Genomic DNA, 26002 nt, shown 5'->3' with positions numbered 1-26002 from the left:
GGACAGATGCGTATAAGTGATGTGCACTTATTTGTACGTTCTTGGTTTGCTGCATCTTTACTGAGTAGAGATGTTTTTATTTTATCCCGAGGAGGAAGCAGGATGAAGAAGTTTGGGCTTTTATTGCTGTCGCTGCTGTTGGCTGCCGGCGTCCTTAGCGGCTGCGGCCAAGCGCAAAAACCGGCAGACGAGCAAAAACAGGAGAAGGCGGCTGAAGCGTTTCCGGTCACCATAAAAGATGCCTCAGGACAAGAGGTCAAAATTGAAAAAGAACCGAAGAAAATCGTCTCTCTGATGCCGAGCAATACCGAAATTACATACGCCCTCGGCCTGGGGAAAAAAGTCGTCGGCGTGACGGATTTTGATACATATCCAAAAGAAGTGAAAAACGTTGAAAAAATCGGGGGCATGGAATTTAATACGGAAAAAATCATTTCGTTAAACCCCGACTTGGTCCTGGCCCACGCTTCCAGCATGCAGAGTGCCGAAGAAGGGCTGAAGCAGCTGAAAGATGCAGGAATTACGGTGGTGACTGTAAATGATGCGGCCTCTTTTGAAGAGACGTACCGGTCGATCGAAATGATCGGAAAGGCTGCAGGCGCAGAGGATCAAGCAGCGAGCCTGGTCAAGAGCATGAAATCTGACCTGGCTGGCATAAAAGAAAAAGCGGCAGCCATATCTAAAGCAGATCAAAAGAAAGTATTTGTCGAAGTGTCTCCGGCTCCGGACATTTATACGACCGGAAAAGGCACCTTTATGAATGAAATGCTTGAAGCGATCCATGCGGAAAATGCTGCTTCCGCGCAGAAAGGCTGGGCCAAGATAACGGAAGAAGCGATCGTCAAGCTGAATCCCGATGCGATCGTGACGACAAACGGCGAATCCGCTGTCAGCGAAATTAAAAAACGGAGCGGCTGGAGCGGTGTCAAAGCCGTCAAAAATAATGAAGTATACGACGTGGACCCTGACCTCGTGACCCGTCCGGGGCCGCGATTGATCAAAGGGGTCGAAGAGCTTGCTGAACATATTTACCCTGACGTTTTTAAGAAATAACCGTTTTGCGGCATATGCCTTCAGCCTGCTGTTTTTGTCGGCATCCGTTCTTATGGGAATCTCTATCGGATCTTTGGAGATTCCCATTCCTTCTATTATGAAGGTTTTTTTGGAAGAATGGTTTGGCATTCAAGGGTTAAATCCCGATCCGACAGAGGCGAACATCATCATGAAAATCAGGCTCCCGAGGGTGGTTTTGGCCGCTCTTGTCGGCGCGGGTCTGGCTGCCGCGGGAGCCGGGTTTCAGGGGCTCTTGAAAAACCCGCTCGCGGATCCATATACGCTTGGCATTTCGTCTGGCGCGGCCGTCGGTGCCGTGGTCACGCTGTTTTTTGGGATTCAGCTGCCGGTGATCGGAAGTTTTACACTGCCGTTTTTAAGCGTTGCTGCGGCTGTTATCGTGATTTTTTTGGTTTTGTTTTTTGCGCGGCTCGTACACCCTTCGTTGACCCTGTCCGCTTTGATTTTAACAGGGATCATCTTCAGTTCGTTTTTGGGTGCGCTTATTTCTCTCATGATCGCTTTGACCGGCGATGATTTAAAACCGATCGTCCACTGGCTGCTCGGGAGCGTATCGATGAGGGGCTGGGGCTATGTCGCGTTGTTTCTGCCCTTTTTTGCTGCGGGCGCTGCCGCGCTTTTGATCAGCGGGAGGGAACTGAATGTGATGACTTATGGCGAGGAAAAAGCGAGGCTGCTCGGCGTGAATGTGAAGCGGAGTAAATATATCGTTCTGTTGGCGGGAGCTATTTTAACCGGCAGTGCGGTTGCTGTGTCTGGAACCATTGGTTTTGTCGGCCTCGTCATTCCGCATTTTATCCGGCTTCTGTCGATTACGGATCACCGTCATCTTCTGCCGCTCTCGATGCTGAACGGCGCTTCGTTCCTCGTGCTGTCAGATCTTTTGTCGAGAACCATTATCGAGCCGTCCGAGCTGCCGATCGGCATTATTACCGCATTGATAGGGGCACCTGTTTTCGGCTTTATATTAATTCGGCGCTACCGGGGAGGGCGAGTTCATGATTGATGTCATCCGGGTGTCCGGCGGATATGGAAAAACGGATGTCTTACAGGATATCAGTTTTGCTGTAAAGCCGGGTGAATTTTTAGGAATTCTTGGTCCGAACGGCAGCGGAAAAACCACTTTGCTGAAAATGTTGTCGGGAACAATTGCCCCCCGAAGCGGCGAGGTGCTGCTTGAATGCCGTTCAGTCGGGGAGTACAAAACGAAGGAGCTCGCTCGCAAAATGGCGGTCCTTCCTCAAAAAACGGAGCAGGCCTTTTCCTTTACGGTGGAGGAAACGGTACAGTTTGGCCGCTACGCGTATCAAGCAGGCCTTTTTCGGCAGCTGACGGCGGAAGACCATGATATCGTGAAGAGGGTGATGAAGCAGACAGACACGCTTCGCTTCGCCCAAAAATCCATCCATGAGCTGAGCGGCGGAGAGCAGCAGCGGGTGTATTTAGCGCAGGCACTTGCCCAGGAACCCGAATATTTGCTGCTTGATGAACCGACGAGTTTTCTCGATTTGTCATTTCAAAAGAGTCTGCTTGATTTAATGAAACAAGAAACGGCTGCATCCAAACTCGCAGTGGTCGGGGTGTTTCATGATGTGAATATTGCGAGTTTATACTGTGACCGTCTGCTGCTATTAAAAGATGGAAAAGCAGAAGTTCTTGACCGCCCGGAAGCAGCTCTTTCTGCTGGGCGCATCGGACGAGTGTATGATACGGACATCACTGGACTGGACCATCCTCAGCGTTCAAATCCGCAGTTTACAATTATGGCGAAAAACATCCCGCGGAAAACCGAGCCCCTCTTTTTAAAAGAGCGAATTGAACAATATTTGCCGCACGGCATCGCATTTTTGGCAGACCGCCCGCTGCGGCTTCTGTCCTCAGAAAGGGGCTTTGCTTGGAGACGAAAACTTATTTTCGACAGCGGAAATAACTCTGGATGGCCGCATGGCTCGTCAGCTTTTGAACAGGAAACGCTGTTTATCCAACATGATGCTGAATTGGCTGACTGCCATATTGTGTCGGAAAGCGGTGATCTTTGCATCGTCGGTATGAAAGACACGATGGGGCGTTTGATCATGTGGGTGTTAGTTGACGGCTGTTTGCAGGATGGTCAATTTGTGAAGGCGATAAGCGCTGCGGCATTTGCCGCAGCCCAGCATCATGTTCCGTGTAGTGATGTCCTTGTAGCGGCCACTCAATCCGGCCGGTCAGCGGATCAAACCGCTTTTTTGACACAAATTCAAAATAAAACAGCCGCTTGTGTGAAAGCTTTAAAAGATTAAATTGACCTGTCTTTTGACAGGTTTTTTTATTGTTTTAAAACGCATCAGCTGAAGGAGAGATTTTACTCTTTTGTTCCGAACCTAAAAAATGTTGCTTAATTAATCAAAACACCTTTTTCGAGAAAGCGTTTTACTATTTGATTGTTTAAAAATGCAACAGAAGGGAGCGAAGTCACTTGAAAGTAGAGGGAATTATCCCTGCCATACTGACACCGCTTACAAAAGAACAGGCCTTTCATCCGGGCGCAGCCGAAAAGCTGGTGAATCGTCTAATTGATTCAGGCGTCCATGGCATTTTTGCTTTAGGGACAAATGGCGAATTTCATTTATTCTCGCAAGAGGAAAAGCTTCAAATTGCCGAAACAGTTGTAAAAGCGGTTAATAAACGAGTGCCTGTTTTCATCGGAGCAGGTGAAAACAGTACTGAGGCGACCATTTCTTTATCCAATCAAATGGCGGATCTTGGAGCGGATGTTCTTTCGATTATTACGCCATACTTTGTTGCACCTTCGCAGGAGGAATTGTATCAGCATTTCCGCACGATTTCCGAAAATGTCGCGCTTCCTGTCCTGCTCTACAACATTCCGTCGAGAACAGGCGTATCATTGGAGCCCGAAACAGTTGAAAGGCTGGCGGCATTGACGAACATCATCGGCATTAAGGACAGCAGCGGCAGCTTCGCCAATATTAAGGCGTATCTTGAGCGTACAAAAGAACAGTCCTTTTCCGTTCTGGCAGGAACTGATTCGCTGATCTTAGACACATTGAAGGCGGGAGGGACAGGAGCTGTGGCTGCCACAGCCAATGTGTTTCCGCACACCGTTGTTTCAATCTATGAATCTTTTAAACAAGGAAACATTGAAGAGAGCGAGCACTATCAACAGCAGCTGCAGCCGCTCCGTGATACGTTTTCACTCGGTTCACTGCCGGCGCCGCTAAAAAAAGCAGCGGAGCTTGCCGGCATCGACGTCGGACCGCCTAAACGTCCGATTGCAGAACTGTCGGGAGAGCCGCTGCTAAAAGTGAAAAAGATGCTGGAAGGCTACGGAATTGAAGCAAAACTGGCAAAGGAGCAGTAAGATTATGAAAACGCTTTATCATTTTCAAACGGCCGCCCGAATTGAGGCTGGTCCACATTCACTCAATTTGCTCGGCGATTACTTAGATCAAATTGGATTGAATCAGATTCGTTCGGTGTTTATTTTAACTCAGCCGTCGATCGTCTCTCTCGGCTATGCAGACCAAATTAAAGAAGGGCTTGCAAAGAAAGGCATCTCAAGTGAAGTCAACACGGATATACAGCCTGAGCCGACGGAGCAAAATATCGAACAGGTTTTTCAGCTTTTTTCTGAAGGAGGCCATGACGCGATTTTGGGAATTGGCGGAGGCAGTGTGCTTGATGCGGCTAAAATCCTCTCTGTTCTGAAAACAAATGAAAAACCGATTTCTGCTTTGATTGGCACGAATCTCGTTGAAAAGCCCGGCTTTCCGCTTGTGCTGATTCCGACAACATCCGGAACAGGGTCAGAAGTGACGCCGAATGCGATTGTAACGTTCACTGAGAAAGAATTAAAGATTGGTATAGTCAGTCCCTATCTGCTGCCGTCGCTTGTGATTTTAGATCCAGTTTTGACGACCGGACTTCCAAAGGCAATCACAGCTGCAACCGGAATGGATGCATTTACACACGCACTCGAATCCTATATTTCCAACAAAGCAAATCCATTCAGCGACATGTTTGCGCTTGAATCTATGAGACTGATTTCCTCCAGCATTCAGCAGGCCTACCATCATGGAGATAACCTGGAGGCGAGAGAAAAAATGCTCATTGGCGCCATGTATGGCGGAATGGCCTTGACAAGCGCAGGAACAGCGGCGGTTCATGCGATGGCTTACCCTCTAGGGGGAAAATACAAGATTTCGCACGGTGTGGCCAATTCAATGCTGCTTCCGCATGTAACGGCCTTCAACGCGGATCATGTAACTGACCGCCTTTCGGACGTGGCCGGCGTAATTGGAATCGAGCCAAAAGGTTCGAAGTCCAGCCAAGCAGAGCGGGTTATACGAAAAATTGAAGAGTGGACCGCCGATTTAAATATTCCGCAAAATTTAAAGACATTCGGGGTATCAAAAGAGGATGTGCCATCGCTTGCTGAGGCGGCTGCCGACGTCAAAAGGCTCATGGATAACAATCCAAAGCCGATGTCTGTTGCGGAGATTGAAGCTGTCTATTTGAAATTGCTGGATATGTAGGCTGCCCGGATCTGTACATGTTTTTCACCATGAGCCTGTAAGAGGCTCACAAACAAAGGGGGAGTTTGGGTGGATGTCTTAAGCGGTTCGATCATAACGTTTATTTTGGCAGTGATTGACTATGTACGTGTTCCGGAAACGTGGGCCGCTGCCGGTCAAGAATAAAGCCGTTTGAACGAGCGCGCGCGGCACTTGATGAAATGAATGGTATCCCTATATTGCATCATTTATGATTTAAGTTGGAGGGGCTGTCCCAATCGTTTGAACGGACTCTCTCGTAATGCGAAACGGGTGTAACGACAATTCAATTGGCGCATGACACGCTCATTCGCGAAGGCATTCCGCAGCCTAAAATCGCCGTGTGCATGAACCCTCACGCCGGTGAGATGGACATGGAGAAGAGGAAGAGAAAATTGTCCTTGCCGTTGAACGCGCACAAAGTGAAGGTATACAGGCATTCGGTCCGCTGCCCGCTGACACGCTTTTCTTCAGAGCAGTGAGAGGCGACTTTGATATAGTGGTGGCTATGTATCATGACCAAGGACACGGCCCGATTAAGGTGCTTGGCCTTGAAGCCGGTGTGAACATTGCAGTCGGCCTGCCGATTATCCGTACGAGTGTTGACCACGGAACAGCCTTTGATATTGCGGGAACCGGCAAAGCCGATCCTGCGAGTATAGAAGAAGCGGTGAGACAGGCGATCATGCTGTCCGGTACGCGTGAGCGGCATGCATAAAAAAAGAAGAGCCTTCCGATTAAGGAGGCTCTTCTTTTTAGTTCATATAGGTGCCGCCGTTAATATTAATGGTTTCGCCTGTCATAAAGTCAGATTTGTCAGAGGCAAGAAAGGCGACAACGTTTGCGACATGCTCTGGTGAGCCGAGCATTTTCAGCGGAATCCGTTCGACGACTGCTGCGCGGTACTCCTCGCTCCACTGCTTGCTCATATCCGTTTCAATCGGTCCCGGGCAGACGCCGTTGACATGAATGCGGTGTTCAGCAAGCTCCTTTGCCAAATGCATCGTTAAATAGTTGATGCCTGCTTTCGATGCACCGTAAGCAGGAGAGGCATTGTGATGCGGTGTTTTGCTCGTCGTAGAGCTCATGTTCACGATTTTTCCGCCGCCCTGCGTGATCATTTCCGGGATGACAGCCTGACACATGAGAAAGGTGCCGGTTAAATTCAAATCTATCACTCTTTTCCATTCTTCAAGCGACGTATCAACGGTCGTTTTGCGCAAATTAACGCCGGCATTGTTGACCAAAATATCGATCCGCCCAAACCGCTGTTTTGCCTCAGCGATGAGAAGCGAGGCTGTTTCTGGCAAACTTGCATCACCGGCAACATAAGAAGCGCACTTTCTCTCAGTATTCAATTGTGTACACAGGGACTTGAGCAATTCTTCGTTTGTCCCATTGATAACGACATTTGCCCCTTTATCCGCAAGCAACTCCGCAATGGCTCTGCCGATGCCGCGGCTTGCACCTGTGATAATGGCCGTTTGCTGATTAAATTCCATCCTCATCCCACCTGTCTTTGAATAAAACCGTTTACAATTCTATTATAAAAGCGAGTGTTTCTTTATTCAACGATACTTTGTTTCAATGATTGTTCCGGAAATTTGTGTTTCATAATGAAACGATCTATGCAGCCGTTATAAACAGGGTATACTATAGAGACAAGTGGTAAAGAGAGGAGTATGAAATGAAACTCTATACAAAAACAGGCGATCGGGGAAAAACGAGTTTAATTGGCGGAAGGGCCGATAAAGATCATCTTAGAGTGGAAGCGTACGGCACACTGGATGAAGCAAACAGTTTCATCGGGCTGGCTCAGTCTTATTTAAAAGCAGAAGAGGCGCTCTTTCATGATATTTTGTCAGAGTTGACCGCCATCCAGCATGAGCTGTTCGACTGCGGCAGTGATTTGGCGCATGTCAATGTTCAGGAAGAAGGCAAGCTCAAGGCTGAATCAATCACCATGCTTGAAGAACGAATTGATGCCTATGTCGAGGAAGCGCCGCAGCTGACCAAGTTTATTCTTCCGGGCGGAACAGAAGCGGCATCATTTTTGCATGCGGCGAGAACGGTCATCAGAAGAGCTGAACGAAAGATTGTCGCTTTGGCCAAAGAAGAAGACATTCCGCCGCTTGCGCTGCCATACGTCAACCGGCTGTCCGATTATTTATTTGCGGCGGCGCGCATTGTCAATCACCGTCTCGGGGAAGTGGATGTCGAATATGAACGAAGCGCTGATGTATTCCGGACAAAGAAAAAATCATGAATGAGCCATCCGCCAATCGTTATCTAACAGAAACGGGCCGATTGATCAAATCAAGCCGTTTTCCGGCAGGGGAAAACGGCTTTTTGTCGTAAACTTTAAGTAAGCGTTTTCAAAGAGAGGGAGTGTTCAAGTGGTTAATCGGGAGGCAGCTGCTATACGGCTGACGGTTTCGAAGGATGGAGACGGCGAATTTCAAACCGTTCAAGAGGCGATCGATGCTTTGCCTGAGTACAGTCGGGAACAGAAAGTGATATTCATTAAAAAAGGAGTTTACAAAGAAGTCGTTCATATTCCGGCTACAAAGCCGTTTGTGAAGCTGATCGGCGAAAATCGTTACGAGACTGTGATTACGTATGACAACTATGCCGGAAAAGAAAAGGAAGGAGGAGGGAAATACGGCACGACCGGAAGTTCAAGCGTGTTTATTTATGCGGATCATGTTGAAGCCGAAAATTTGACGTTTGAAAACTCGTTCGACCGCACGAAAGTCGACACGACCGATACGCAAGCGGTGGCGGTTTATGCGAAAGGAAACAGGATGACGTTCAAATATGTCAGGTTTATAGGCAGACAAGATACACTGTTTGTCAATGACGGTACACAATATTTTTATCAATGCTATATAGAAGGCGATGTCGATTTCATTTTCGGAGGAGCAAGAGCTGTGTTTGAAGAGTGCCAGATCCATAGCGCTGACCGCGGGTCCGCTACAAACAACGGTTATGTGACAGCTGCGAGCACGCATATCGCAAAGCCGTTCGGTTTATTGATAACAAACTGCAGAGTGACAAGCGATGCCGCAGATGGAACGGTATACCTCGGGCGCCCATGGCATCCGGGAGGAGACCCCGACGCCATCGCCAGTGTGCTATATCACCGCTGCGATTTAGGCGCACACATCAAGCCTGAAGGATGGACGGATATGTCGGGCTTTTCTGCGGCCGATGCCAGATTGTACGAATACGGGAATACGGGTCCGGGTGCGATTTCGCATGAGGCCCGAAGGCAGCTTGCCGATCATGAGGCTGAGAAATGGACAATTGAAAACGTATTGGACGGCTGGAATCCTAAAGTTGAATCATAGCAAGGCAACCTGCAGAAAGACCGCTCTCTCGCTGAGATGAGCGGTCTTTTTATGCGAGCGGGTCCGATGTGCCATACGACCCTGGTCGTACGGCAAAATCAATCTGTGACTCGTTTTGTCGAAGCCTGAAATTGACTATAGTAAAGACATGAACGAGAAAGGAGGAGCAAATATGAATATAAATGGGAAGTCCATCATCGGCTTTTTTCTAATCCTTTTTGGCGTCTCCCTGTTCTTCGGCGGAGGCCATTTCGGCGGATTGGTTACAGGTGCTATTGGAGCATTGCTTCTATTCTATTCCGTGAAAAAATGGAAGGAAGGACGCCAGTTTGCCGCGGTACTGGCCGCGATCTTCGGCATCATGTTTTTGGGAGGGTCATTGCCGTTTCTGATCGGCATCGCGGTTGCTGCAGCGATGGTTTATTTCGGATGGAAAATGATGAAGCAAGATGACAAACAGGATGACATCCTTTATTCAGAGAAAACGGAGCCTTCCGCAGCTTCATATGACACAGGCTTTGATGCAGAGTGGGAAGACTTTTTGAAAAAGAATAAATAATATTTTAGGAGGACGAGATCATGGCTTTAAAAAGAATCAGAGACATGTTTGTCGCATCAGTAAATGAAGGATTGGATAAACTGGAGAACCCACGGGTGATGCTGAATCAATACGTACGCGACATGGAAAGCGATATCGCCAAGGCGAAGCATACCATCGTCAAGCAGCAGACAATTGAACATAGTTTTAAAGGAAAAGTGGAAGAAGCCGAAAAGCTTGCTGTCAAGCGAAGAAACCAGGCTCAGCTCGCTTTTGATGCGGGTGAAGAAGAACTTGCTAAAAAGGCGCTCTCAGAAATGAAGTATTTTGAAGAAAAAGCTGCTGAATACAAGGACGCTCACCAGCACGCGAAAAAGCAGCTTGCTGAATTAAAGGAACAGCTGGAGACACTTGAGGTTAAACTGCGCGATATCAAAGACCGAAAGCATGCGCTGATCGCCAGGGCAAACGCGGTGAAAGCGAAAGAACATATGAATGCATCATTTAATAAAATCGACAGCGAAAGCGCCTACCGGGAATTTATGAGAATGGAAAACCGGATTGAAGAGATGGAAACAAGGGTGAACAGCTATGCTGAATTATCAGCTTCATCAAGCAGCCCATTCGGCCGCCTTGAATATGCAAAAGAAGTGGAAGAAGAGCTGGAAAAAATGAGGGCTAAAAAGACAGGCTTGGAAAAGCAGACACCTGCGGGAAATGCATAAACGAATAGGGGCTCTCACAGCCCCTTATGCAATTTTTGATTTCTTTCAAAGACCATTTTCCTTATAATAAGGAGCATACACTTACTAGCCGAAAGGGTTTTCTAAATGAAAAAAACGGTTGGAAAACTGCTGATCATCGCCGGCATTCTCATCCTTGCAGGCATGATGTTTAATGGGCGTGAAGGCTTTTCTTTCTTCGGCTTCGATGAAGAGTCAGCCCGCACATATCATGCACAGGCGGAAGACATCGATAAAATTGACATTGATGCAAAGAGTATAACAGTCAACATTCAAGCTGAAAACCGCGATGATATAAAAGCCGAGATTTCAGGAAAAAACGTCCGGCTTGATTCGTCCGAACAGGGGCGTACTCTTCAGCTTTCCGCTCATTCGAAAGGCTTTTGGCCGTTTTTCTGGAAGAAAAATGAGCTGATTGTCAAGATCCCTTCTGAATATAAAGATGATCTGTCGATTTCTTCTGGAAGCGGAAATGTCAAACTGTCCGGCGGCGGTCTGCATTTGCGAAATGTAGCCTTAAAGTCGGGAAGCGGCAGCCTCAAGGCCGATGACCTTCAGGCGGAAGACCTTTCTGTAAAAGGGACGTCAGGATCGGTCAGGCTGGAAAACGTTCAAACGGCAGCTGCTGATATCCGCTCCACATCCGGTAATACAAAACTTGAAAATGTCACCGGCAAACTCAGCATCAAACAGACTTCGGGCAATTTGCGCGCTTCCTTTACAGAGATCAACGATTCTCTGAGCATCAAACAGACATCCGGAAACACCAAGCTCAGCCTGCCCGATGATGCCGACATCAGTCTTGAAGCCGAGTCGACAAGCGGAAACATCAGTCATTCCTATTCATTTGACCAAGTCGCCAATGAGAAGCGGACGCTGACTGGAAAAAAAGGAAATGGAAAAAATAAAATCGACATCTCAATTACGAGCGGGAATGTCTCAATTGAGTAATCGACAAGAAGAAAGGGGGCTCGAGTCAGCATGCGTCTTACAAAAAACCAGCTGATCGGACTGATCATCGTACTCTTCGGAATCAGCATATTTTTGCAAAACAGCGGGCTTGGAGACGCGTTATTCTGGCCGCTCGCTTTTCTTTTTGCCGGGTATTTTCTCCACAAATATTCCCGCCGCTGGCTCGGGTCTGTCATGTATATTTTTGCAGGCTTTCTGCTGCTGAAAGACATCTTCAGCATTACATTCAGCCTGTTCGGCTTTTTCTTTGCCGCTTTCTTAATTTATGCGGGGTACCGGCTGGTGACAAATCAGCCGGTATTTGACCGCCATAAGCCGAAAGACAGGGGAAAGGAAAAGGCGGATTTCAAGCCGCTTCAGGAGAAGAACAGCCCTGGCCAGCGCAGCTTCTTTTTCGGTGATGTAAAATTGATGAAAACACCTTTTGACTTAAATGACTTGAATATCTCCGGGTTTATCGGTGACGTGAAAATCGATTTGTCAAAGGCGATTATTTCAGAGGGAGAAAACACCATCGTCATTACGGGGTTGATCGGAGATGTCGATATTTACATTCCGTCCGATCTTGAGGTGTCCATCAGCTCTTCTGCATTCGTTGGAGACATTGACGTCATCGGCGGCCGAAAAAGCGGCATCGGCAATCAAATCTATTCCGAGACAGAGAATTACGAGCAGTCGGCACGACGGGTCAAAATTTCGATTTCGCTGTTTATCGGCGATGTGGATGTGCGGTTCATATGAGAACGAACAGACTTGCAAACATTCAATGGCGCGCCGTCCGCTTATCCCTTGGTGTCAGCTTTACGATTTTTCTTGCTGTATTGGGCTTTATGCTGTTTTATTACCAGCTGGATCCGAGGGTGCTCATCGTTTCCAGGTGGTTCGGGATTCCGTTTATCGCGCTTCTCGCATTGATCAGCACAGCTGTCGGGTTCGGCTCAGGCTATATGTTCGGCAATCAGCTGAAAAAACGGCTTGAAAAGCTGATCGAGTCTATTCTAAAGTACGAAAACGGCAACTTTGCCTACCGGATTCCATCGCTTGGAGACGATGAGATCGGGCTGGCCGCCGACCAGCTCAATGAGATGGCCGAACGGATCGAAAGACAGGTTGCCTCTTTGCAAAAGCTGTCCAATGAGAGAGCGGAATGGCAGGATCAAATGAAAAAATCGGTGATCTCCGAAGAGCGGCAGCGTCTCGCGCGCGAATTGCATGATGCGGTGAGCCAGCAGCTGTTTGCGATTTCCATGATGACTTCAGCTGTTTTGGAGGGAATCGATGCTGCGGCTGATGAAAAGCTCGCTCAAAGGCTGAAAATGGTCGAAAAAATGGCGGCCGATGCCCAGAATGAAATGAGGGCGCTCCTTTTGCATTTGCGACCTGTTACGCTTGAAGGGAAAGGTCTACAAGAAGGGCTTGCAGACCTTTTGAAAGAATTTAAAGCGAAACAGTCGATCGACATCGATTGGGAGATTGAGGATGCGGGCAAACTTCCGAAAGGTGTGGAAGACCACCTGTTCAGGATCGTTCAAGAAGCGCTCTCAAACGTGTTCCGGCATTCAAAAGCGACAAAAGTCACCGTCAGACTGCTGCTCAGGAACAAACAGCTCCAGTTGAAAGTCATTGACAATGGCGAAGGATTTAAGATGGATGCCGTCAAAACATCTTCGTACGGGCTGAACTCGATCAAGGAAAGAGCCAGCGAAGTCGGCGGAGTGGCAGAAATCATTTCATTTACGGGAAAAGGAACACAGGTTGATGTAAAGGTTCCGATTTTTGAACAACAAAAAGGAGAGGCTTAAAAGGTGATTCGAGTATTGTTAATTGATGATCATGAAATGGTGAGAATGGGGCTGGCCGCTTTCCTGGAATCCCAGCCTGATATTGAAGTGATTGGGGAGGCATCAGACGGAAAGCGCGGCGTTGAATTGGCGCTTGAAACCAAACCCGACGTGATTTTGATGGATCTTGTGATGGAAGGGATGGACGGAATTGAGGCCACGAAACAAATATGCCGGCAGCTTGCCGATCCGAAAATCATCGTTCTGACGAGCTTCGTTGATGATGACAAGGTCTATCCGGTCATCGAAGCCGGAGCGCTCAGCTATTTGCTGAAAACGTCGAAAGCGAGTGAAATCGCCGATGCGATCAGGGCTGCGAGCGTCGGAGAACCAAAGCTTGAAGCCAAAGTCGCAGGAAAAGTGTTGTCCAAGCTGAGACATTCAGCCGGCGAACAGCCCCTTCATCAATCGCTGACGGCAAGAGAATTGGAAATCCTCAAACTTGTAGCAGAGGGCAAGACAAACAAAGGTATTGCCGAAGAATTATATATCACCATTAAAACAGTTAAAACGCATGTGACGAACATCCTTTCCAAGCTTGAAGTCGACGACCGGACACAAGCCGCAATCTACGCCCACCGAAACAAACTTGTCGACTGATCAAACAAAAAACAGCTTTCTCAAGAAAGCCGTTTTTCAGCCGTTCCAATATTTTCGATCCTCGGCTGCAGGAAGAGTGAATGAATCTGTTTCAACCGTGCGGGCGGTAAGTTGGGCGGCCTCGTTTTCTTCGCGTGCATGTTCGCCCGCTGTACCGTTTTGGCAAATGATGTCGAGCCGCTCGGCCACTATGGCATTGTGTTTCTCCTGCAAGTCGATCAACTTGCCGATGCCTAGCAAAATGAATCCGCCGATGAAGCAAAAAAACGGAGTGGTGAGGTATGTGCCGATCGTGAAGAAAAGCATCGACTGCGAATCCTCCATAAACGGATCATAGGCGACATCACTGATAATGAATCCGGACAGAATGACTGCCGCTGCAATCAAAAAAATGCCTGTCATGTGCAATATCCGCTTCAAGCTCATCACCCTTTCAAACACATTCTATCAGAAAAACGGGGCGCTATCTGCTTTTTGTCGCACCTTTTGTTCCAAAGTCCTGAATCGTCGCTTTAATATGATAGTCGATATAGGCTTCGCTGAAGTGTTTGTCCCAATTGAATCTGTCTTTTTCCCACTCCTTCGGAAAATTGATCCGCGCATTGTCGGAAAAATCGGTGACGTCCGTTTTGATATCGTGCTGCAGGACATGGATCAGCTGCTCAACCCGCTTTTTGATGTCTTTTTGAACCGATTTCTCTATGTTTTTTATATATTGGTCATTAAAAGAATCCTCTCCAAGATACCAGTCCTCTGACAGCCTTCCTTTAATATTGGCATTTACGACGAATTTGTACTTTCCGTTCTGCCTCATCGCCCGCACGCGGTGGGTCATCGAAAACACTTCATACGAGAACAAATGTCCATCATGCCTTGAGTCGATCACTCCGCCGATGACATTGCCAGTTAATAAATTCAGCGCTTCGATCTGAGACGGCGAAAGGTTTGCATGGTATTTGTTGTTTTTGATCACGGCGCCGCCTTCAAGCTGAAGCTGTCCTTTTTCGATCACAACCTTCGGCATGATATAAGATAAATCAGACTGCATTTTAATCGAAATATCGTTCAATGTGACGGGCTTGAGCAGCTTGATCGTCGAAGCTCTGTTTTCAGAGATGCTGTGGATCACGTCGGACGCAGGGTCACTTGCACCATCAACCTTCAGTATGCTGCCGGCAGCTCCGGGCGTCATATAGACCTCGCTGCTCCTTCTGATGCTGTTGTCCCTAATAAATTGATTGATCAATGCTTCCAGAGAAATATCGGATACAAGCTCCTCTGAGAAAATCAGGACTTGCAGATGCTGCGAGAATACCGGGAAATTTTTCAAAGCGGTGGAACGGATGGTTTGATGGACCGTGTTTCCGGAGGTGGACACCACTTTAGACGGATCCTGAGCGCTGCCGTCTTGTCCGATCTTTTTAGGAACAAGAAACTGATACGTCAATTTCACGTTTTTATCGTCCTCGCCTTTATCGAGGGCAAGGCCGATGGCGATGCTAAGCTTTTCGATCTGCCTGCTGTCCCAGCAGCCTGTTAAAAGGAGAAGCAGAGAAAGGGCTGCTAACATTCCCTTTTTTTTCATGAAGAAGTAAACCTCCTTTTGATGGACACGAGCAAAAAGATCATAAGCGGAAGTGCACAGAAGACAACGATAAAGATATATCCAAGGTAATCGCTGAAGGCGACTACTTGATTGGCGTCCTGAGGTACAAGAGATGCCAGATAGATGATTACGCCGATGAAGAGGACGTTTTTTTTCACAGGCCATCCGAATACGTTTTCAAGTCCTGAAGCGGCAAAGTACGTATAGACGACAAACGTTGTGAAAAACTGGATCGTCCAAATGACGAGCAAAAACGATTCGAACCTTTCGATGAAAATCCCTCTTATCTCAAAAGACTGAAACAACGAGATCGTCGGCCATGTCAACGTCATGACCTCAGTCGCGGTCAGCGCCCCGACAACGACCGCAAAGGTGAGGATATATAAGAAGAGCGGTATCCCAAATCCAATCGCCGATGCCTTAAAAAGCTTTTCTTTGTTTTTGACGTATTTCGGCAGAAACATCATCAGCTCCACCCCTAAAAATGAAATGGAAACGACCGTCAAAGCTCTGCTGACCGGCTCCAAACCAAGGCCGAGAACCGGCCGCAAATGGTTCAGCTGAAACATATTCAGGCTCAGTCCGCAGACGATCAGAAGAATGACAATGGTAACGGACAGGAAGAACGGGAATATCTTTGACATATCGCTGATACCCCCGACAACCAAATAAATTGCACAGACGATAAAAGCGAAAATCGTCACGCTCATCGGCGTGAACTGAAGAAGGAAAAACTTTGCCATTTCAGCCATCGCCCTGGCTTCAAAGCTGGCCACGCCCATGAAGTATAAAACGATTAACAGGTTGAGAATATTCCCGATTATAAAGCCGCAGCCTTCTCTTGTGTAATCAAAAAAAGACAGGACGTTGTGTTTTTTAACGATTTTTGCATTGATGTAGATAATGAGAAAAAAGACAAGCCCCTCAAAGATTAATACGATCCATCCGTCCGGCGACAGCGTTTTTTGCGTCAGCGCCCTGGGCAGCGTCAGCAGGCCTGCGCCGAGCATTGTGCTGGTTATGATCGAAGCGGCTTCATACGTGCTAATCCGATCGTGCTGATTTTTTGGATCCATTTTTACGGTTCACCTCCCGAGCTTTTGTTGGCAGACGAATAATGGCTTCATCCGTATGTTTTAAGCTGAAAAAATGGTTCGGGTTAAAATACGGGATGCCGAAGCTTCTTTGCCTAGCCAAATGGGTGAAGATGGCGAGCATGCACAATATGATCCCGTAAAGCCCGAACACGGCTGCAGCCACCATGGAAATAAAACGAAGCACGCGAAACGACAGGCCCATGCCGTACTGCGGCACAGTAAATGAAGCAAGGGCGATAATGCTGACGATGATCACCATCACAGAGCTGACGATATTTGCTTCGACCGCCGCCTGGCCGATGACGACGCCTCCCACGAGGCCGATCGTCTGGCCTAGCGGATTGGGAAGCCGCAGTCCCGCTTCCCGTAAGAGCTCGATCGTCACTTCCATAATCAGCGCTTCAAGGAGCGGCGGAAACGGCACATTTTCGCGCGTGCTCGCAATCGTAACAGCGAGAGCCGTCGGCAGCATGCCTTGATGAAAAGATACAAGCGAAATATAAAACGCCGATAGGAACAGGGTGATGAAAATCGAACTGAACCGAAGAAATCTGATCAAGGTCGTGGCGATCCATCTTTCGTAAAAATCGTCCGGGGACTGCATCACCATTCCGAAAGAAGCCGGCACGATCAGGGCAAATGGCGTGTAATCAACAAAAATTGCGATCCGTCCATTAAACAGCGCTGAAGAAACCTTGTCAGGTCTTTCGGTATTCTGGATCTGCGGAAACGGCGAGTACTTATTATCTTCGATTAATTCTTCAAGAACGCCGGTATCTTGAATATCATCCAGCTGAACTTTTTTCAGGCGCTTTTTAAGATCTTTGATGATCGAATCGTCCGCTTTGCCCTGGATATAGAGAATGGTCGCGTCTTTAAACTTGCTCTTGCCGAGCGGGATTTTTTCCACGGTCAGTTCTTTATCCGGGACACGCTGCCTGACTAGAGCCACATTTGTATCGACATCCTCGATAAAACCGACTTTCGGGCCTCTGACGACGTTTTCTGTATTCACTTCTCCAAGGCTTCTTTTCTTTTTCTCAGCTGTCGGCAGTGCAAATACAGTATTCAAACCGTTGATCAACAGCAGACATTTTCCTTTGAAGATTGCGTTAATCGCGTCCTTTTTTGCTGTAACGGGTTCCGCATTCAGCTTGTTTAAGCGGAGCCGGACATCCTCCAATGAATAGGAGCTGTCATCGGAGACAAGCAATTTCGCAGCCTTCTGGATTTTCTTGTCATCATTCAAATCTTTAAAGTACAAAAAGTAAAAAATGATTCCGTTTTTCAGCATTTTTTTATTTTGAATCAGATCATCGTTATGCTCGAGATGGGGAAGGAGCATTGCGAGATTTTCATGGATGTGTTCCTTGAATTCCGATTGAGTCATGATCGTCACCTGCCCTGGTGTTTCTGGAGTTGTATAGGTTATCTTTTCCTGTTAAAAAAACAATATACTGTGTTACAGTAGTGTTTGGCGAAATTTTCATTGAACAGAGACGGAGTGAGAAAGTTGGCGCAAATCAGGCTTACGGGGAAACCGGAGGAGATTGAACGCATTATTCAATCTTTTTCTAAGCATTATGAGGTTTCATATGTATCGAAAGAATACGGTAAAACAAATCCGAAATATAAATATGCAAAAGATACCCGGGTTTATATTGAGCTAAAATTAAAATAAAGATAAAATTTAAATGGAAGGGTTTTATCGATTTTTATCGAAATATAGAATATTGCAGAATTAGAGAAGGAAGGGATAAGAAAGTGGACTACAGAATTGAAAAAGATACGATGGGTGAAGTCAAGGTTCCCGCGGATAAGTTTTGGGGAGCCCAAACCCAAAGAAGCAAGGAGAACTTTAAAATCGGTTCCGAGAAAATGCCGCAGGAAATTGTGTATGCGTTTGCAATCTTGAAAAGAAGCGCTGCGATTGCCAATGAAAAGCTTGGAAATCTTGAGGCGGAAAAAAAGGAAGCGATTGTTTCCGTATGCGATGATATTTTAGAAGGAAAGTATGACAGCCATTTTCCGCTGGTCGTCTGGCAGACCGGCAGCGGAACACAGAGCAACATGAATATGAATGAAGTTGTGGCAAACAGGGGAACGGCTTATTTGCAGGAAAAAGGATCAAGCCTGAAAATCCACCCGAATGATGATGTCAACCGCAGCCAAAGCTCTAACGACACATTCCCGACAGCTATGCACGTGGCAGCTGTCCTCGCGATTCACGATAAACTGATTCCGGCGATTGACCGCTTGAGAAGCACGCTGCATGAAAAAGCTGAAGCTTTCAAAGACATTGTCAAAATCGGCCGCACTCATTTGCAGGATGCGACACCGCTGACATTGGGACAGGAAATCAGCGGCTGGGTATACATGCTGGACCGCTCTAAAGAGATGATTCTTGAAGCTGCTGAAAAAATCCGCGATCTTGCCATCGGCGGAACTGCCGTCGGAACAGGCATTAATGCCCACCCTGAATTCGGCAGCACCGTTGCCGAAGAGATCAGCGCTCTGACCGGGCAGACATTCAAAAGCTCGCCTAATAAGTTTCATGCGCTGACAAGCCATGATGAACTGACACACGTGCATGGGGCGCTTAAAGCGCTTGCGGCAGATCTCATGAAAATCGCCAATGATGTCAGATGGCTTGCGAGCGGACCTCGCTGCGGAATCGGCGAGCTGCTTATCCCGGAAAATGAGCCGGGAAGCTCGATCATGCCTGGAAAAGTAAACCCTACGCAAAGCGAAGCGCTGACAATGGTCGCATCCCAGATCATGGGGAATGACGCAACGATCGGCTTTGCCGCGAGCCAGGGGAACTTTGAACTGAACGTCTTTAAACCTGTGATTATTTACAACTTCCTCCAATCCGTTCAGCTTCTTGCCGACGGCATGAATTCATTCCATGACAAGTGTGCTGTAGGAATCGAACCTAATCGGGAAACAATTGAGAAGAACCTGACCAACTCTCTCATGCTGGTTACGGCTCTAAACCCGCATATCGGATACGAAAATGCTGCGAAAATCGCGAAGCTGGCTCATAAAGAGGGGCTGACGCTGAAAGAAGCGGCTCTCAAGCTGAACCTTTTGACAGAGGAGCAGTTCGACGAAGTTGTTAAACCTGAAGAAATGGTGAAACCGAAAGCATAATCAACAAACCGGCTGCATGCATTGCAGCCGGTTTTGTTTTGCGGATCATCCGTGCGGATGGTGCATGTCTTTTTTGAGCAATTCGGCGAGTTTGTCCGTTTCTTTTCGAATCGCGGGATATTCCTTCAAGTTGGCTATCATGCCTTTGATAATGGCGTTTTTGCGTTTTTCTTTTCTCAGCTCTTTCTCCAGAATATCCAGGCTTTCGGCAAGGTCTGCAGGAGGAGCGCCGTTGTACTGCTTGTTCGCTTTGACGCGCATTTCATTGAGCAGGGCGTCCTTCAGCGGATCAAATGTGTAAAATGGGCCGAACCACTCGTCTGCTTTTTCGAATGGGATCAGCGGCTGGTCATTGCGCTTGATCATCCCCTTCGCCAAATCGTCGAGGCGGTTCAGCATGTGGTCGGCGAGAGACTGCAGGTCGAACGAATGGTGCAGCAAAATCATCAGCTCAAGGTAGACATCGCTCATTCCGTTGATCATAAAGCACAGTTCGGCGCTGTACGGTTCAATGTCTTTGCCGTAAATGTTCTGGATGTTTTCGATGTGCAGCCTGAGCGTGGTTCTCCGCATTTTTTTCGCAAACGCCTCAATTTCTTCATTGATCGGCATCGACCGCTCATTAAACTGCATCGTGATAAACTCTTTATGCTCCAAAATGTTTTCGAAAAAAACGACGAGCTGCATCCGGTACACATCGCGCGGATTGTCATGCTCCGTTTTGATTTTCTGGATTCGGGTAAAGATTCTTTCATAGTAGTAGTGAAGGACTGAAAGGAGGAGCGCTTCTTTTGATTTAAAATAAATGTAGAAAGCGCCTTTTGACATTTGGCACTCTTTTGCAATCTCTTGAACTGAAGTAGAACTGTATCCTTTTTTAGCGAAAAGTTTGATGGCTGTTTCAATAATGACTTTCTCTTTTTGTTTCATAGCTTTCACCTTCCTGAAAGATCGAACCCAAAAGCGGCTTTCGGCGGACCGGGGTGACTGGCGGGTCACTTTTTTTGCTCCGTTATATTTTTAACTAGATTGTAACTTGTTTTTTTGTTTGATATTATTTATATTATAAAGTAAGGTGACCGAGTGGTCAAAATTTGCGGAGAAAGGGTGAAGGTTGATGAAAGAAATCGATGACATGATCAGGCGCCTGCGCAGCAGGGGAATTAAGGTGGACAAAGTTAAATATCCAAAGCACGTCCTGTGCGAAAAGAAATGGATGAAAAAGCCAAAAAACACAGTGAAGCCGAGCTACCGGGATTTCAACGGCTATTCGTTTATATGAAAAAAGACTGCAGCGTCTACAGTCTAATTTCTCGGAACGGATATTGAGTAGCACACACCGGTTTGATCATTCCGAATGGTCATGTCAGCATGGTGGAGCGTTAAGATTCGTTTAACGATGCTGAGTCCAATGCCGAATTCGCCTTTCTTCCCTTTATTAAAAGGCTCATACAGGCTGGAAAGCATCTCTTCTTCAATGTGCGGTCCGTCATTTTTAATGGTGATCAACGTATGTTCTTTCGTCGACCTGACGCTGATGTCAATGAATGTCTCCGCATAGCGGATCTGGTTTTCAAGAACGTTTTCCAACAGCTTGCTCCATTGTTCTTGATCGCCCGTCAACATTGTTTCCTCTTCAAGATCAATCTTCCAGTTCAATTCTTTTTTGGACCATCTCAAGCGTTCAACAACTTCTTTAATGACCTCTTGTATATCAAAAGTTCCGTACTGTCTTTCTTGTCTCAGCAAATAATCAAGCTTTGTCAGATAAAGAAGATCCTTGATTTTCTTTTCAAGTTTTTCAGCTTCGCCTTCAATGACTTCAATCGTGTTTTCCAAATCTCCTTTAGGGTAGATGCCGTCTTTGATCGACTGGGTATACCCGCGGATGACCATGACCGGCGTTTTCAGGTCGTGGGAGATGTTTTGCAGGAGCGTGCGTTCTGTCTCATCTTTCTGGATGAGCTTTTGCCGCATGTCTTCAATGGTGTGCCCCAGCTTGCCGATTTCGTCTTCCCTGTCGACAATCACGGGATCATCCCAATCCTGTTTAGAGATTTGTTTGACGTGCTTTTCAAGCGTGACGAGCGGTCTTGATAAATATTTCGCCAGCCAAATAGAAGGAATCCAGCTCAGCAAAATGACGACGATCAAAATAAACAGCAGCTGCTTAAACAGCGTATGAGACAAATCGTCCCTGTATGAATCAAGCGCATAGGATAACAACAGAAACGTCTGGTCCTGGGTCTGGATTTTTTTGAGCACAAAGAAAACGTGCTCTCCGTTGACATTCTCCGAATACCTTTTCGATGACTCGTCCTGCCTTTTCCCGAGCTTCTGCACCTTCTCGATAAATGAATCGGGGAGAATCTGCGGGCTCTGATAGACGGTTCCTTTCTCAGGCAGCAGGACGTGCTGAACGTGGCGGTTTGTGCTTCGCGAGCCGCTGCTTCCGCCGAAGCCTCTTTCCGGTGAATCGGAAAATCCGTATTCCGTCAGAACATGCTGCTCATTTTCAATGTTTGTATAAATTTCATCAGTGAAAAAGTTCTGCAGTGTCGTCGAGAATAGAAACGTCAGCAAAATCGAGACCGTTAACAGGATGCCGCAAATGACACTCCAAATTTGAAAGGCGAGCGACCTGTTCTTCATGATTTCAACATCCTGTAGCCAAACCCGTAGATGGTTTCCACTTTCAGTTCGGGCATTTTCTTGCGCAGCCTTCTGACAAGATCGTCGACGACGCGGTCGGTTCCGAAGTAATCGACTCCCCAGACGCTGGTGAGAATATCCTCCCTTGAAAAGGCGCGGCCCTGGTTGTTTATAAATAGAAGCAGAAGATCAAATTCCTTTGACGTCAAATTGATCATGCTGCCATTTTCATAGACTTCTCTCAAGTCTTCATAGACTTCATAGCAGGAAACCGGCGTTCCTTTTTTCTTCTCAGGCGGTTCTTCTTTATAAATCAGCTTGAGCAGCTTTTGCACGCGGATGATCAGCTCCCTGGGGAGAAACGGCTTAGATATATAGTCGCTGCTGCCCAGTTCAAGCCCCAGCACTCTGTCAATGTCGGCATCGCGCGCAGAAATAAAAATGACGGGGACTTCCGGATCTTGATTTTTTATTTCTTTTATTAGCGTATACCCGTCGATATCTGGTAACATGATATCGAGAATCCATAAATGAGGTGACTGGCCTATTTTTTGCCTGGCGCTTTCACCGTTTAGAAAAGAAGTGACGTGCCAGCCTTCACTCTCTAAGTATTTTGTCAGCAATTCATTTAAATTCTCTTCATCTTCAACTAGATAAATGGAGTATGACAAGGGCGGTTCACATCCTTTCTACGTCATTATACTAGTTTTAACATAAGTCTGGTCAATTTTCATAATTTCACATATTCTTTTCATTTTTATCCCACAATGTTTTCGTAACATATTCATCAGGGAAGAAAGGGAATGAAAACAGAGTGAACGATGGCCGGGTCTCTTTTTTTGTGGATGTTAAAGCTTTAATGCCATTTGCGATAGTTGAAGACAAGAAAAATAAAGGAAGTGTACGCTTATGGATTTTAGACGCGATGACGAACAAAAACATGCAAATGAAGAGCAGTTTCACGAAGAAGCGCAGACGCCGCAAACGGCAGGTTCTGAGGAGCAGCAGTCAGAACAGCCGGCAAAGGAGCCCGAGCTGATTTTAAAGAAGGATACAGACGATCAGTCAGATCTTACGAATAAAGAAACCGCTGCAGCCCTGGAAGATGCCAGGGAAACGAGAGCGGCAAAAGAAAAGCGGCGCAAGGCTTCGTGGCTGAGCCCGATTTTGGGCGGGATCATCGGAGGCGGCTTGGTGCTTGGAATCTCCCCGTATCTGCCGGGCGATCATCCGAGCGAAACTGCCGGAACCGGACAGACAGAGCCAAAGCAGTCGCAGAATTTCACCACAAAACCTGTCACGAACGCAGATAACGTACCTGATATGGTGGAAGATTTGGAGCCTGCGATCGTCGGAGTTTCAAATATTCAAACGAGCTTCGGCTTCTCTGAAGACGACGTGGAGGAGAGCGGCACGGGATCAGGCGTCATCTTTAAGAAAGACGGCGGCAAGGCCTACATTATCACAAACAACCATGTCGTTGAAGGCGCCTCGAAGGTGACCATCTCCTTATACAACGGAAAGACCGCGGATGCCAAGATTATCGGCAGCGACGCTTTGACTGATCTGGCTGTTTTAGAGATCAGCAGCAAAGGCGTTGATAAGGTTGCAAGTTTCGGAGACTCCGCAAAACTGCGCGCCGGCGAAAAAGTAATTGCGATCGGGAACCCTCTCGGCCTTCAATTTTCAAGAACGGTTACAGAAGGCATCATCAGCGGTGTCAACCGGACGATTGAAGTCTCAACATCTGAAGGGAATTGGGATATGAACGTCCTTCAGACAGATGCGGCGATCAACCCTGGAAACAGCGGCGGGCCTCTGATTAACAGCAGCGGGCAGGTCATCGGCATCAACAGCCTGAAGATCAGCCAAAGCGGTGTTGAATCGCTTGGCTTCGCGATTCCGAGCAACGATGTTCAGCCGATCGTTGACGAGCTTTTGGAAAAAGGGAAAGTGGAACGGCCTTTCCTCGGCGTGCAAATGATCGATATGCAGCAGGTGCCTGAACAGTACCAGCAAAATACGCTCGGCCTATTCGGAGACCAGCTTAATAAAGGCGTGTACATCGATAAAGTATCGCCGAAATCGCCTGCGGCAGACGCGGGTATGAAAGCCGGCGACGTCATCACCAAAATGAACGGCAAAAACGTCGAAACCACCTCAGACCTCAGAAAAATTCTTTATACAGAAGCAAAAGCAGGAGATACTGTCACATTTGAGGTGCTGAGAAACGGAAAGCAAACAACAATGAAAGCAAAACTTGCGAAAAGCAAATCATAAATAAAAGCCATGGCAAACGCCATGGCTTTTTCATATTACTTGTCCAAAAATGAAGAAAGCATCCAAATCTGCTTATCAATTTCCTCTGTCAGGGCGATATAAAGGTCAGCGGTAGAATGATCTGATTTATCTTCCGCAAGTTCGATGGTATGCTGAATTTCATCGCGGATTTGACGGTAATCGCTTACCAGTGCGGAAACCATTTCTTCGGCCGTTTTTTCGGCTCCGTTTTCCTCAATTGTGCCGTGGTCAATGTATTCTTTCATTGTGGCGAGCGGCTGTCCGCCGATGGCCAGCAAGCGTTCCGCGATCACATCTGCTGTTTCTGACGCATGGTTGTATAGCTCTTCAAATTTTTCATGTAGGGTAAAGAACTGCGGCCCTTTTACGTACCAGTGAAAACGGTGAAGCTTCGTGTAAAGGATGAACCAGTTTGACAAATTCGTATTCATTGAGTTTTCAAGTACAGGATTTTGCTGTTTTAATTGTTGAGAGATCATATGATATTTCCTCCTCGTGTTTTTCATTTGTTAATTATATTATAACAAATACAAAATTAAAATCAATACTAAATTATAATTATTTTAAATTACCTCATTTAAGCAATTTTTTTATGACCGCACGTTCCCAAATCCGCCATGGCAGGATTTGGTGGAGAAGGATCGAGAGACGGACGCCCCTGCCGATCGGATAGCGCAGCCTGTTCAGCCGCTTTTTTGCAGCGAGTCGGCAGATCAATTCAGCCACATCATCCGGGTTTCCGTAATGTTTGCGGCTCGCTGCAATGTAGGCGGAGATCCGCTCGAAATATGTTTTGTACTGTGATTCGGCATCAGGTGCAGTGACTTGGGCGGCAAACGATGTCTCCCAAATCGCCGTCTGGTACGATCCCGGCTGGACGACGGCCACATTGATGCCGAATGGACGGAGTTCGAGGCGGAGGCTTTCTGAAAAGCCTTCAACTGCATGCTTTGATGAAGCATATGCCGAGAAAGCGGGGAAAGCGATCCGCCCGCTGATGCTGCTCAGATTGATGATTTTGGCGCCGCTGTGTTTCTTCATATAAGGAAGGACCGCTTTTGTGACTGCCACCAGGCCGAAAACATTGGTGTCATACTGTTTTCTGTAGTCGCCAAGAGAAAGCTCTTCAGCGAATCCGCCGTATGCCGTTCCTGCATTATTGATGAGAACGTCTATCTGTCCGTACTGCTTCAGCTCTTCGGAAAATGAGGAAATCGATTGTTCGTTTGTGACATCAAGTTCAGCGACGGCAATCGATGACTCGATCGACAGCTCCGCTATACGGTTCCGCAGAGCTTCCGCTTTTTCTGGATGGCGCGCCGTTGCGATTACGAAATGAGTGCTTGCGAGTTTTAAAGCGGTCAATAAACCAAATCCGCTCGTCGCGCCCGTTACAATTGCGATTTTATTGTTCAATGAGTTTCCTCCATTCAAAATTTTGGCTTGTTGACAAGAAAAGGCTTGTCAGCGACAGTTCATCATTGGTAAAATTTAAAAAGTGCTAAAAGACCTATTTTTATAA

General features: G+C 47.1%; 27 protein-coding genes and 1 pseudogene. 18 read left to right on the top strand and 10 right to left on the bottom strand.

Translation table 11 applies throughout. From position 1 onward, the window contains the following. The first annotated feature begins 102 nt into the window (after nt 1-102). The 6 genes and pseudogenes from H7F26_RS01995 to H7F26_RS01970 form a co-directional block, all read left to right on the top strand. Nucleotides 103-1053 (top strand): ABC transporter substrate-binding protein, encoded by a 951-nt coding sequence (locus tag H7F26_RS01995; protein ID WP_003185150.1) that lies wholly within the window; start codon nt 103-105, stop codon nt 1051-1053. Next, nucleotides 1016-2080 carry a FecCD family ABC transporter permease gene (locus H7F26_RS01990; RefSeq protein ID WP_011198279.1) on the top strand — a complete coding sequence of 355 codons (1065 nt, stop codon included), beginning with the start codon at nt 1016-1018 and terminating at the stop codon, nt 2078-2080. The genes H7F26_RS01995 and H7F26_RS01990 overlap by 38 nt, the downstream gene beginning before the upstream one ends. Further along, nucleotides 2073-3356 carry an ABC transporter ATP-binding protein gene (locus H7F26_RS01985; RefSeq protein ID WP_003185146.1) on the top strand — a complete coding sequence of 428 codons (1284 nt, stop codon included), beginning with the start codon at nt 2073-2075 and terminating at the stop codon, nt 3354-3356. The genes H7F26_RS01990 and H7F26_RS01985 overlap by 8 nt, the downstream gene beginning before the upstream one ends. Before the next feature lie 176 nt (nt 3357-3532). After that, entirely contained in the window at nt 3533-4435 is a 903-nt protein-coding gene (gene dapA / locus H7F26_RS01980; RefSeq protein WP_003185144.1) for a 4-hydroxy-tetrahydrodipicolinate synthase, read from the top strand. A 4-nt stretch (nt 4436-4439) separates the two neighbouring features. Beyond that, entirely contained in the window at nt 4440-5609 is a 1170-nt protein-coding gene (locus H7F26_RS01975; protein ID WP_016886370.1) for an iron-containing alcohol dehydrogenase, read from the top strand. A 296-nt stretch (nt 5610-5905) separates the two neighbouring features. Next, nucleotides 5906-6345, top strand: a pseudogene (locus tag H7F26_RS01970) (4-hydroxythreonine-4-phosphate dehydrogenase PdxA); the annotation flags it as partial. Nucleotides 6346-6382: 37 nt separating this feature from the next. Here the strand turns inward: H7F26_RS01970 and H7F26_RS01965 are convergent. Next, nucleotides 6383-7129 (bottom strand): SDR family NAD(P)-dependent oxidoreductase, encoded by a 747-nt coding sequence (locus tag H7F26_RS01965; RefSeq protein WP_003185138.1) that lies wholly within the window; start codon nt 7127-7129, stop codon nt 6383-6385. Nucleotides 7130-7314: 185 nt separating this feature from the next. Here H7F26_RS01965 and H7F26_RS01960 point away from each other — a divergent pair, with 185 nt between their 5' ends. The 8 genes from H7F26_RS01960 (at nt 7315) to H7F26_RS01925 (ending at nt 13671) form a co-directional block, all read left to right on the top strand. After that, nucleotides 7315-7893, top strand: a complete 579-nt coding sequence (locus H7F26_RS01960) for a cob(I)yrinic acid a,c-diamide adenosyltransferase (protein ID WP_003185135.1) — start codon at nt 7315-7317, stop codon at nt 7891-7893. Between the two features lie 130 nt (nt 7894-8023). Next, a complete protein-coding gene (locus H7F26_RS01955) occupies nt 8024-8977 on the top strand; it encodes a pectinesterase family protein (protein ID WP_003185134.1) in 954 nt (317 codons plus the stop codon). Between the two features lie 172 nt (nt 8978-9149). Next, the gene (locus H7F26_RS01950) at nt 9150-9536 is read left to right on the top strand and encodes a protein liaI (RefSeq protein WP_003185133.1); all 387 of its coding nucleotides are present in this window, start codon (nt 9150-9152) and stop codon (nt 9534-9536) included. 20 nt (nt 9537-9556) lie between these two features. Next, a complete protein-coding gene (liaH, locus tag H7F26_RS01945; protein WP_009329563.1) occupies nt 9557-10240 on the top strand; it encodes a stress responsive protein LiaH in 684 nt (227 codons plus the stop codon). Between the two features lie 105 nt (nt 10241-10345). Then, complete coding sequence (locus H7F26_RS01940; RefSeq protein WP_003185131.1) at nt 10346-11209, top strand: LiaG family protein; 864 nt, start codon at nt 10346-10348, stop codon at nt 11207-11209. A 30-nt stretch (nt 11210-11239) separates the two neighbouring features. Next, nucleotides 11240-11971 carry a cell wall-active antibiotics response protein LiaF gene (liaF, locus tag H7F26_RS01935; RefSeq protein ID WP_003185130.1) on the top strand — a complete coding sequence of 244 codons (732 nt, stop codon included), beginning with the start codon at nt 11240-11242 and terminating at the stop codon, nt 11969-11971. After that, nucleotides 11968-13032 carry a two-component system sensor histidine kinase LiaS gene (gene liaS / locus H7F26_RS01930; RefSeq protein ID WP_003185128.1) on the top strand — a complete coding sequence of 355 codons (1065 nt, stop codon included), beginning with the start codon at nt 11968-11970 and terminating at the stop codon, nt 13030-13032. The genes liaF and liaS overlap by 4 nt, the downstream gene beginning before the upstream one ends. A 3-nt stretch (nt 13033-13035) precedes the next feature. Next, entirely contained in the window at nt 13036-13671 is a 636-nt protein-coding gene (locus H7F26_RS01925; RefSeq protein WP_003185124.1) for a two-component system response regulator LiaR, read from the top strand. Nucleotides 13672-13707: 36 nt separating this feature from the next. Here the strand turns inward: H7F26_RS01925 and H7F26_RS01920 are convergent, their stop codons facing one another. From H7F26_RS01920 to H7F26_RS01905, 4 genes are read right to left on the bottom strand one after another with little or no spacing between them, the layout of a single operon-like run. Beyond that, nucleotides 13708-14091 carry a hypothetical protein gene (locus H7F26_RS01920; protein WP_003185122.1) on the bottom strand — a complete coding sequence of 128 codons (384 nt, stop codon included), beginning with the start codon at nt 14089-14091 and terminating at the stop codon, nt 13708-13710. 43 nt (nt 14092-14134) lie between these two features. Beyond that, complete coding sequence (locus tag H7F26_RS01915; protein ID WP_016885758.1) at nt 14135-15256, bottom strand: Ger(x)C family spore germination protein; 1122 nt, start codon at nt 15254-15256, stop codon at nt 14135-14137. After that, nucleotides 15253-16353 carry an endospore germination permease gene (locus H7F26_RS01910; protein ID WP_016885759.1) on the bottom strand — a complete coding sequence of 367 codons (1101 nt, stop codon included), beginning with the start codon at nt 16351-16353 and terminating at the stop codon, nt 15253-15255. Before H7F26_RS01910 ends, H7F26_RS01915 begins: the two co-directional genes overlap by 4 nt. Next, nucleotides 16322-17764, bottom strand: a complete 1443-nt coding sequence (locus H7F26_RS01905) for a spore germination protein (RefSeq protein ID WP_016886371.1) — start codon at nt 17762-17764, stop codon at nt 16322-16324. Before H7F26_RS01905 ends, H7F26_RS01910 begins: the two co-directional genes overlap by 32 nt. Before the next feature lie 123 nt (nt 17765-17887). Between H7F26_RS01905 and H7F26_RS01900 the strand changes: the two genes are divergently transcribed. Then, nucleotides 17888-18055, top strand: coding sequence for a YvzF family protein (locus H7F26_RS01900; protein ID WP_003185114.1), 168 nt, complete (start codon nt 17888-17890; stop codon nt 18053-18055). An 83-nt stretch (nt 18056-18138) separates the two neighbouring features. Continuing rightward, nucleotides 18139-19527 (top strand): class II fumarate hydratase, encoded by a 1389-nt coding sequence (gene fumC / locus H7F26_RS01895; RefSeq protein ID WP_003185111.1) that lies wholly within the window; start codon nt 18139-18141, stop codon nt 19525-19527. A 45-nt stretch (nt 19528-19572) separates the two neighbouring features. On the opposite strand, the gene H7F26_RS01890 is transcribed toward fumC, so the two are convergent. Beyond that, nucleotides 19573-20457 (bottom strand): TetR/AcrR family transcriptional regulator, encoded by an 885-nt coding sequence (locus H7F26_RS01890; RefSeq protein ID WP_009329559.1) that lies wholly within the window; start codon nt 20455-20457, stop codon nt 19573-19575. 187 nt (nt 20458-20644) lie between these two features. Between H7F26_RS01890 and spxO the strand changes: the two genes are divergently transcribed. Continuing rightward, complete coding sequence (spxO, locus tag H7F26_RS01885; RefSeq protein ID WP_009329558.1) at nt 20645-20809, top strand: anti-adapter protein SpxO; 165 nt, start codon at nt 20645-20647, stop codon at nt 20807-20809. 23 nt (nt 20810-20832) lie between these two features. On the opposite strand, the gene H7F26_RS01880 is transcribed toward spxO, so the two are convergent. Together H7F26_RS01880 and H7F26_RS01875 are read right to left on the bottom strand one after the other, a co-directional pair. Beyond that, entirely contained in the window at nt 20833-22179 is a 1347-nt protein-coding gene (locus H7F26_RS01880) for a two-component system sensor histidine kinase CssS (RefSeq protein WP_003185106.1), read from the bottom strand. Next, nucleotides 22176-22850, bottom strand: coding sequence for a two-component system response regulator CssR (locus H7F26_RS01875; RefSeq protein WP_003185104.1), 675 nt, complete (start codon nt 22848-22850; stop codon nt 22176-22178). Before H7F26_RS01875 ends, H7F26_RS01880 begins: the two co-directional genes overlap by 4 nt. A gap of 238 nt (nt 22851-23088) precedes the next feature. Here H7F26_RS01875 and H7F26_RS01870 point away from each other — a divergent pair, with 238 nt between their 5' ends. Then, nucleotides 23089-24459, top strand: a complete 1371-nt coding sequence (locus H7F26_RS01870) for a S1C family serine protease (RefSeq protein WP_003185101.1) — start codon at nt 23089-23091, stop codon at nt 24457-24459. A 35-nt stretch (nt 24460-24494) separates the two neighbouring features. Here the strand turns inward: H7F26_RS01870 and H7F26_RS01865 are convergent, their stop codons facing one another. Next, nucleotides 24495-24959, bottom strand: a complete 465-nt coding sequence (locus H7F26_RS01865; RefSeq protein ID WP_003185100.1) for a Dps family protein — start codon at nt 24957-24959, stop codon at nt 24495-24497. Nucleotides 24960-25053: 94 nt separating this feature from the next. Next, nucleotides 25054-25896: an oxidoreductase gene (locus H7F26_RS01860; RefSeq protein WP_003185098.1), complete on the bottom strand. Its 843-nt coding sequence runs from the start codon at nt 25894-25896 to the stop codon at nt 25054-25056. Nucleotides 25897-26002 lie beyond the last annotated feature (106 nt).

This window comes from Bacillus sp. PAMC28748 (assembly GCF_014250415.1).
In the GTDB taxonomy this organism is placed as follows: Bacteria; Bacillota; Bacilli; order Bacillales; family Bacillaceae; genus Bacillus; species Bacillus licheniformis.
This window is presented reverse-complemented; position numbering and strand designations above follow the sequence as displayed.

Bases quoted from the DNA above. Each gene is read 5' to 3' on its own strand.
- liaS (WP_003185128.1), top strand. From the start codon at position 11,968: ATGAGAACGAACAGACTTGCAAACATTCAATGGCGCGCCGTCCGCTTA.
- H7F26_RS01950 (WP_003185133.1), top strand. From the start codon at position 9,150: ATGAATATAAATGGGAAGTCCATCATCGGCTTTTTTCTAATCCTTTTT.
- H7F26_RS01890 (WP_009329559.1), bottom strand. From the start codon at position 20,457: ATGAAACAAAAAGAGAAAGTCATTATTGAAACAGCCATCAAACTTTTC.
- H7F26_RS01870 (WP_003185101.1), top strand. From the start codon at position 23,089: ATGGATTTTAGACGCGATGACGAACAAAAACATGCAAATGAAGAGCAG.
- liaF (WP_003185130.1), top strand. From the start codon at position 11,240: ATGCGTCTTACAAAAAACCAGCTGATCGGACTGATCATCGTACTCTTC.
- H7F26_RS01965 (WP_003185138.1), bottom strand. From the start codon at position 7,129: ATGGAATTTAATCAGCAAACGGCCATTATCACAGGTGCAAGCCGCGGC.
- H7F26_RS01940 (WP_003185131.1), top strand. From the start codon at position 10,346: ATGAAAAAAACGGTTGGAAAACTGCTGATCATCGCCGGCATTCTCATC.
- H7F26_RS01915 (WP_016885758.1), bottom strand. From the start codon at position 15,256: ATGAAAAAAAAGGGAATGTTAGCAGCCCTTTCTCTGCTTCTCCTTTTA.
- liaH (WP_009329563.1), top strand. From the start codon at position 9,557: ATGGCTTTAAAAAGAATCAGAGACATGTTTGTCGCATCAGTAAATGAA.
- H7F26_RS01905 (WP_016886371.1), bottom strand. From the start codon at position 17,764: ATGACTCAATCGGAATTCAAGGAACACATCCATGAAAATCTCGCAATG.
- H7F26_RS01985 (WP_003185146.1), top strand. From the start codon at position 2,073: ATGATTGATGTCATCCGGGTGTCCGGCGGATATGGAAAAACGGATGTC.
- H7F26_RS01880 (WP_003185106.1), bottom strand. From the start codon at position 22,179: ATGAAGAACAGGTCGCTCGCCTTTCAAATTTGGAGTGTCATTTGCGGC.
- H7F26_RS01865 (WP_003185100.1), bottom strand. From the start codon at position 24,959: ATGATCTCTCAACAATTAAAACAGCAAAATCCTGTACTTGAAAACTCA.
- H7F26_RS01975 (WP_016886370.1), top strand. From the start codon at position 4,440: ATGAAAACGCTTTATCATTTTCAAACGGCCGCCCGAATTGAGGCTGGT.
- H7F26_RS01910 (WP_016885759.1), bottom strand. From the start codon at position 16,353: ATGGATCCAAAAAATCAGCACGATCGGATTAGCACGTATGAAGCCGCT.
- H7F26_RS01995 (WP_003185150.1), top strand. From the start codon at position 103: ATGAAGAAGTTTGGGCTTTTATTGCTGTCGCTGCTGTTGGCTGCCGGC.
- spxO (WP_009329558.1), top strand. From the start codon at position 20,645: ATGAAAGAAATCGATGACATGATCAGGCGCCTGCGCAGCAGGGGAATT.
- H7F26_RS01960 (WP_003185135.1), top strand. From the start codon at position 7,315: ATGAAACTCTATACAAAAACAGGCGATCGGGGAAAAACGAGTTTAATT.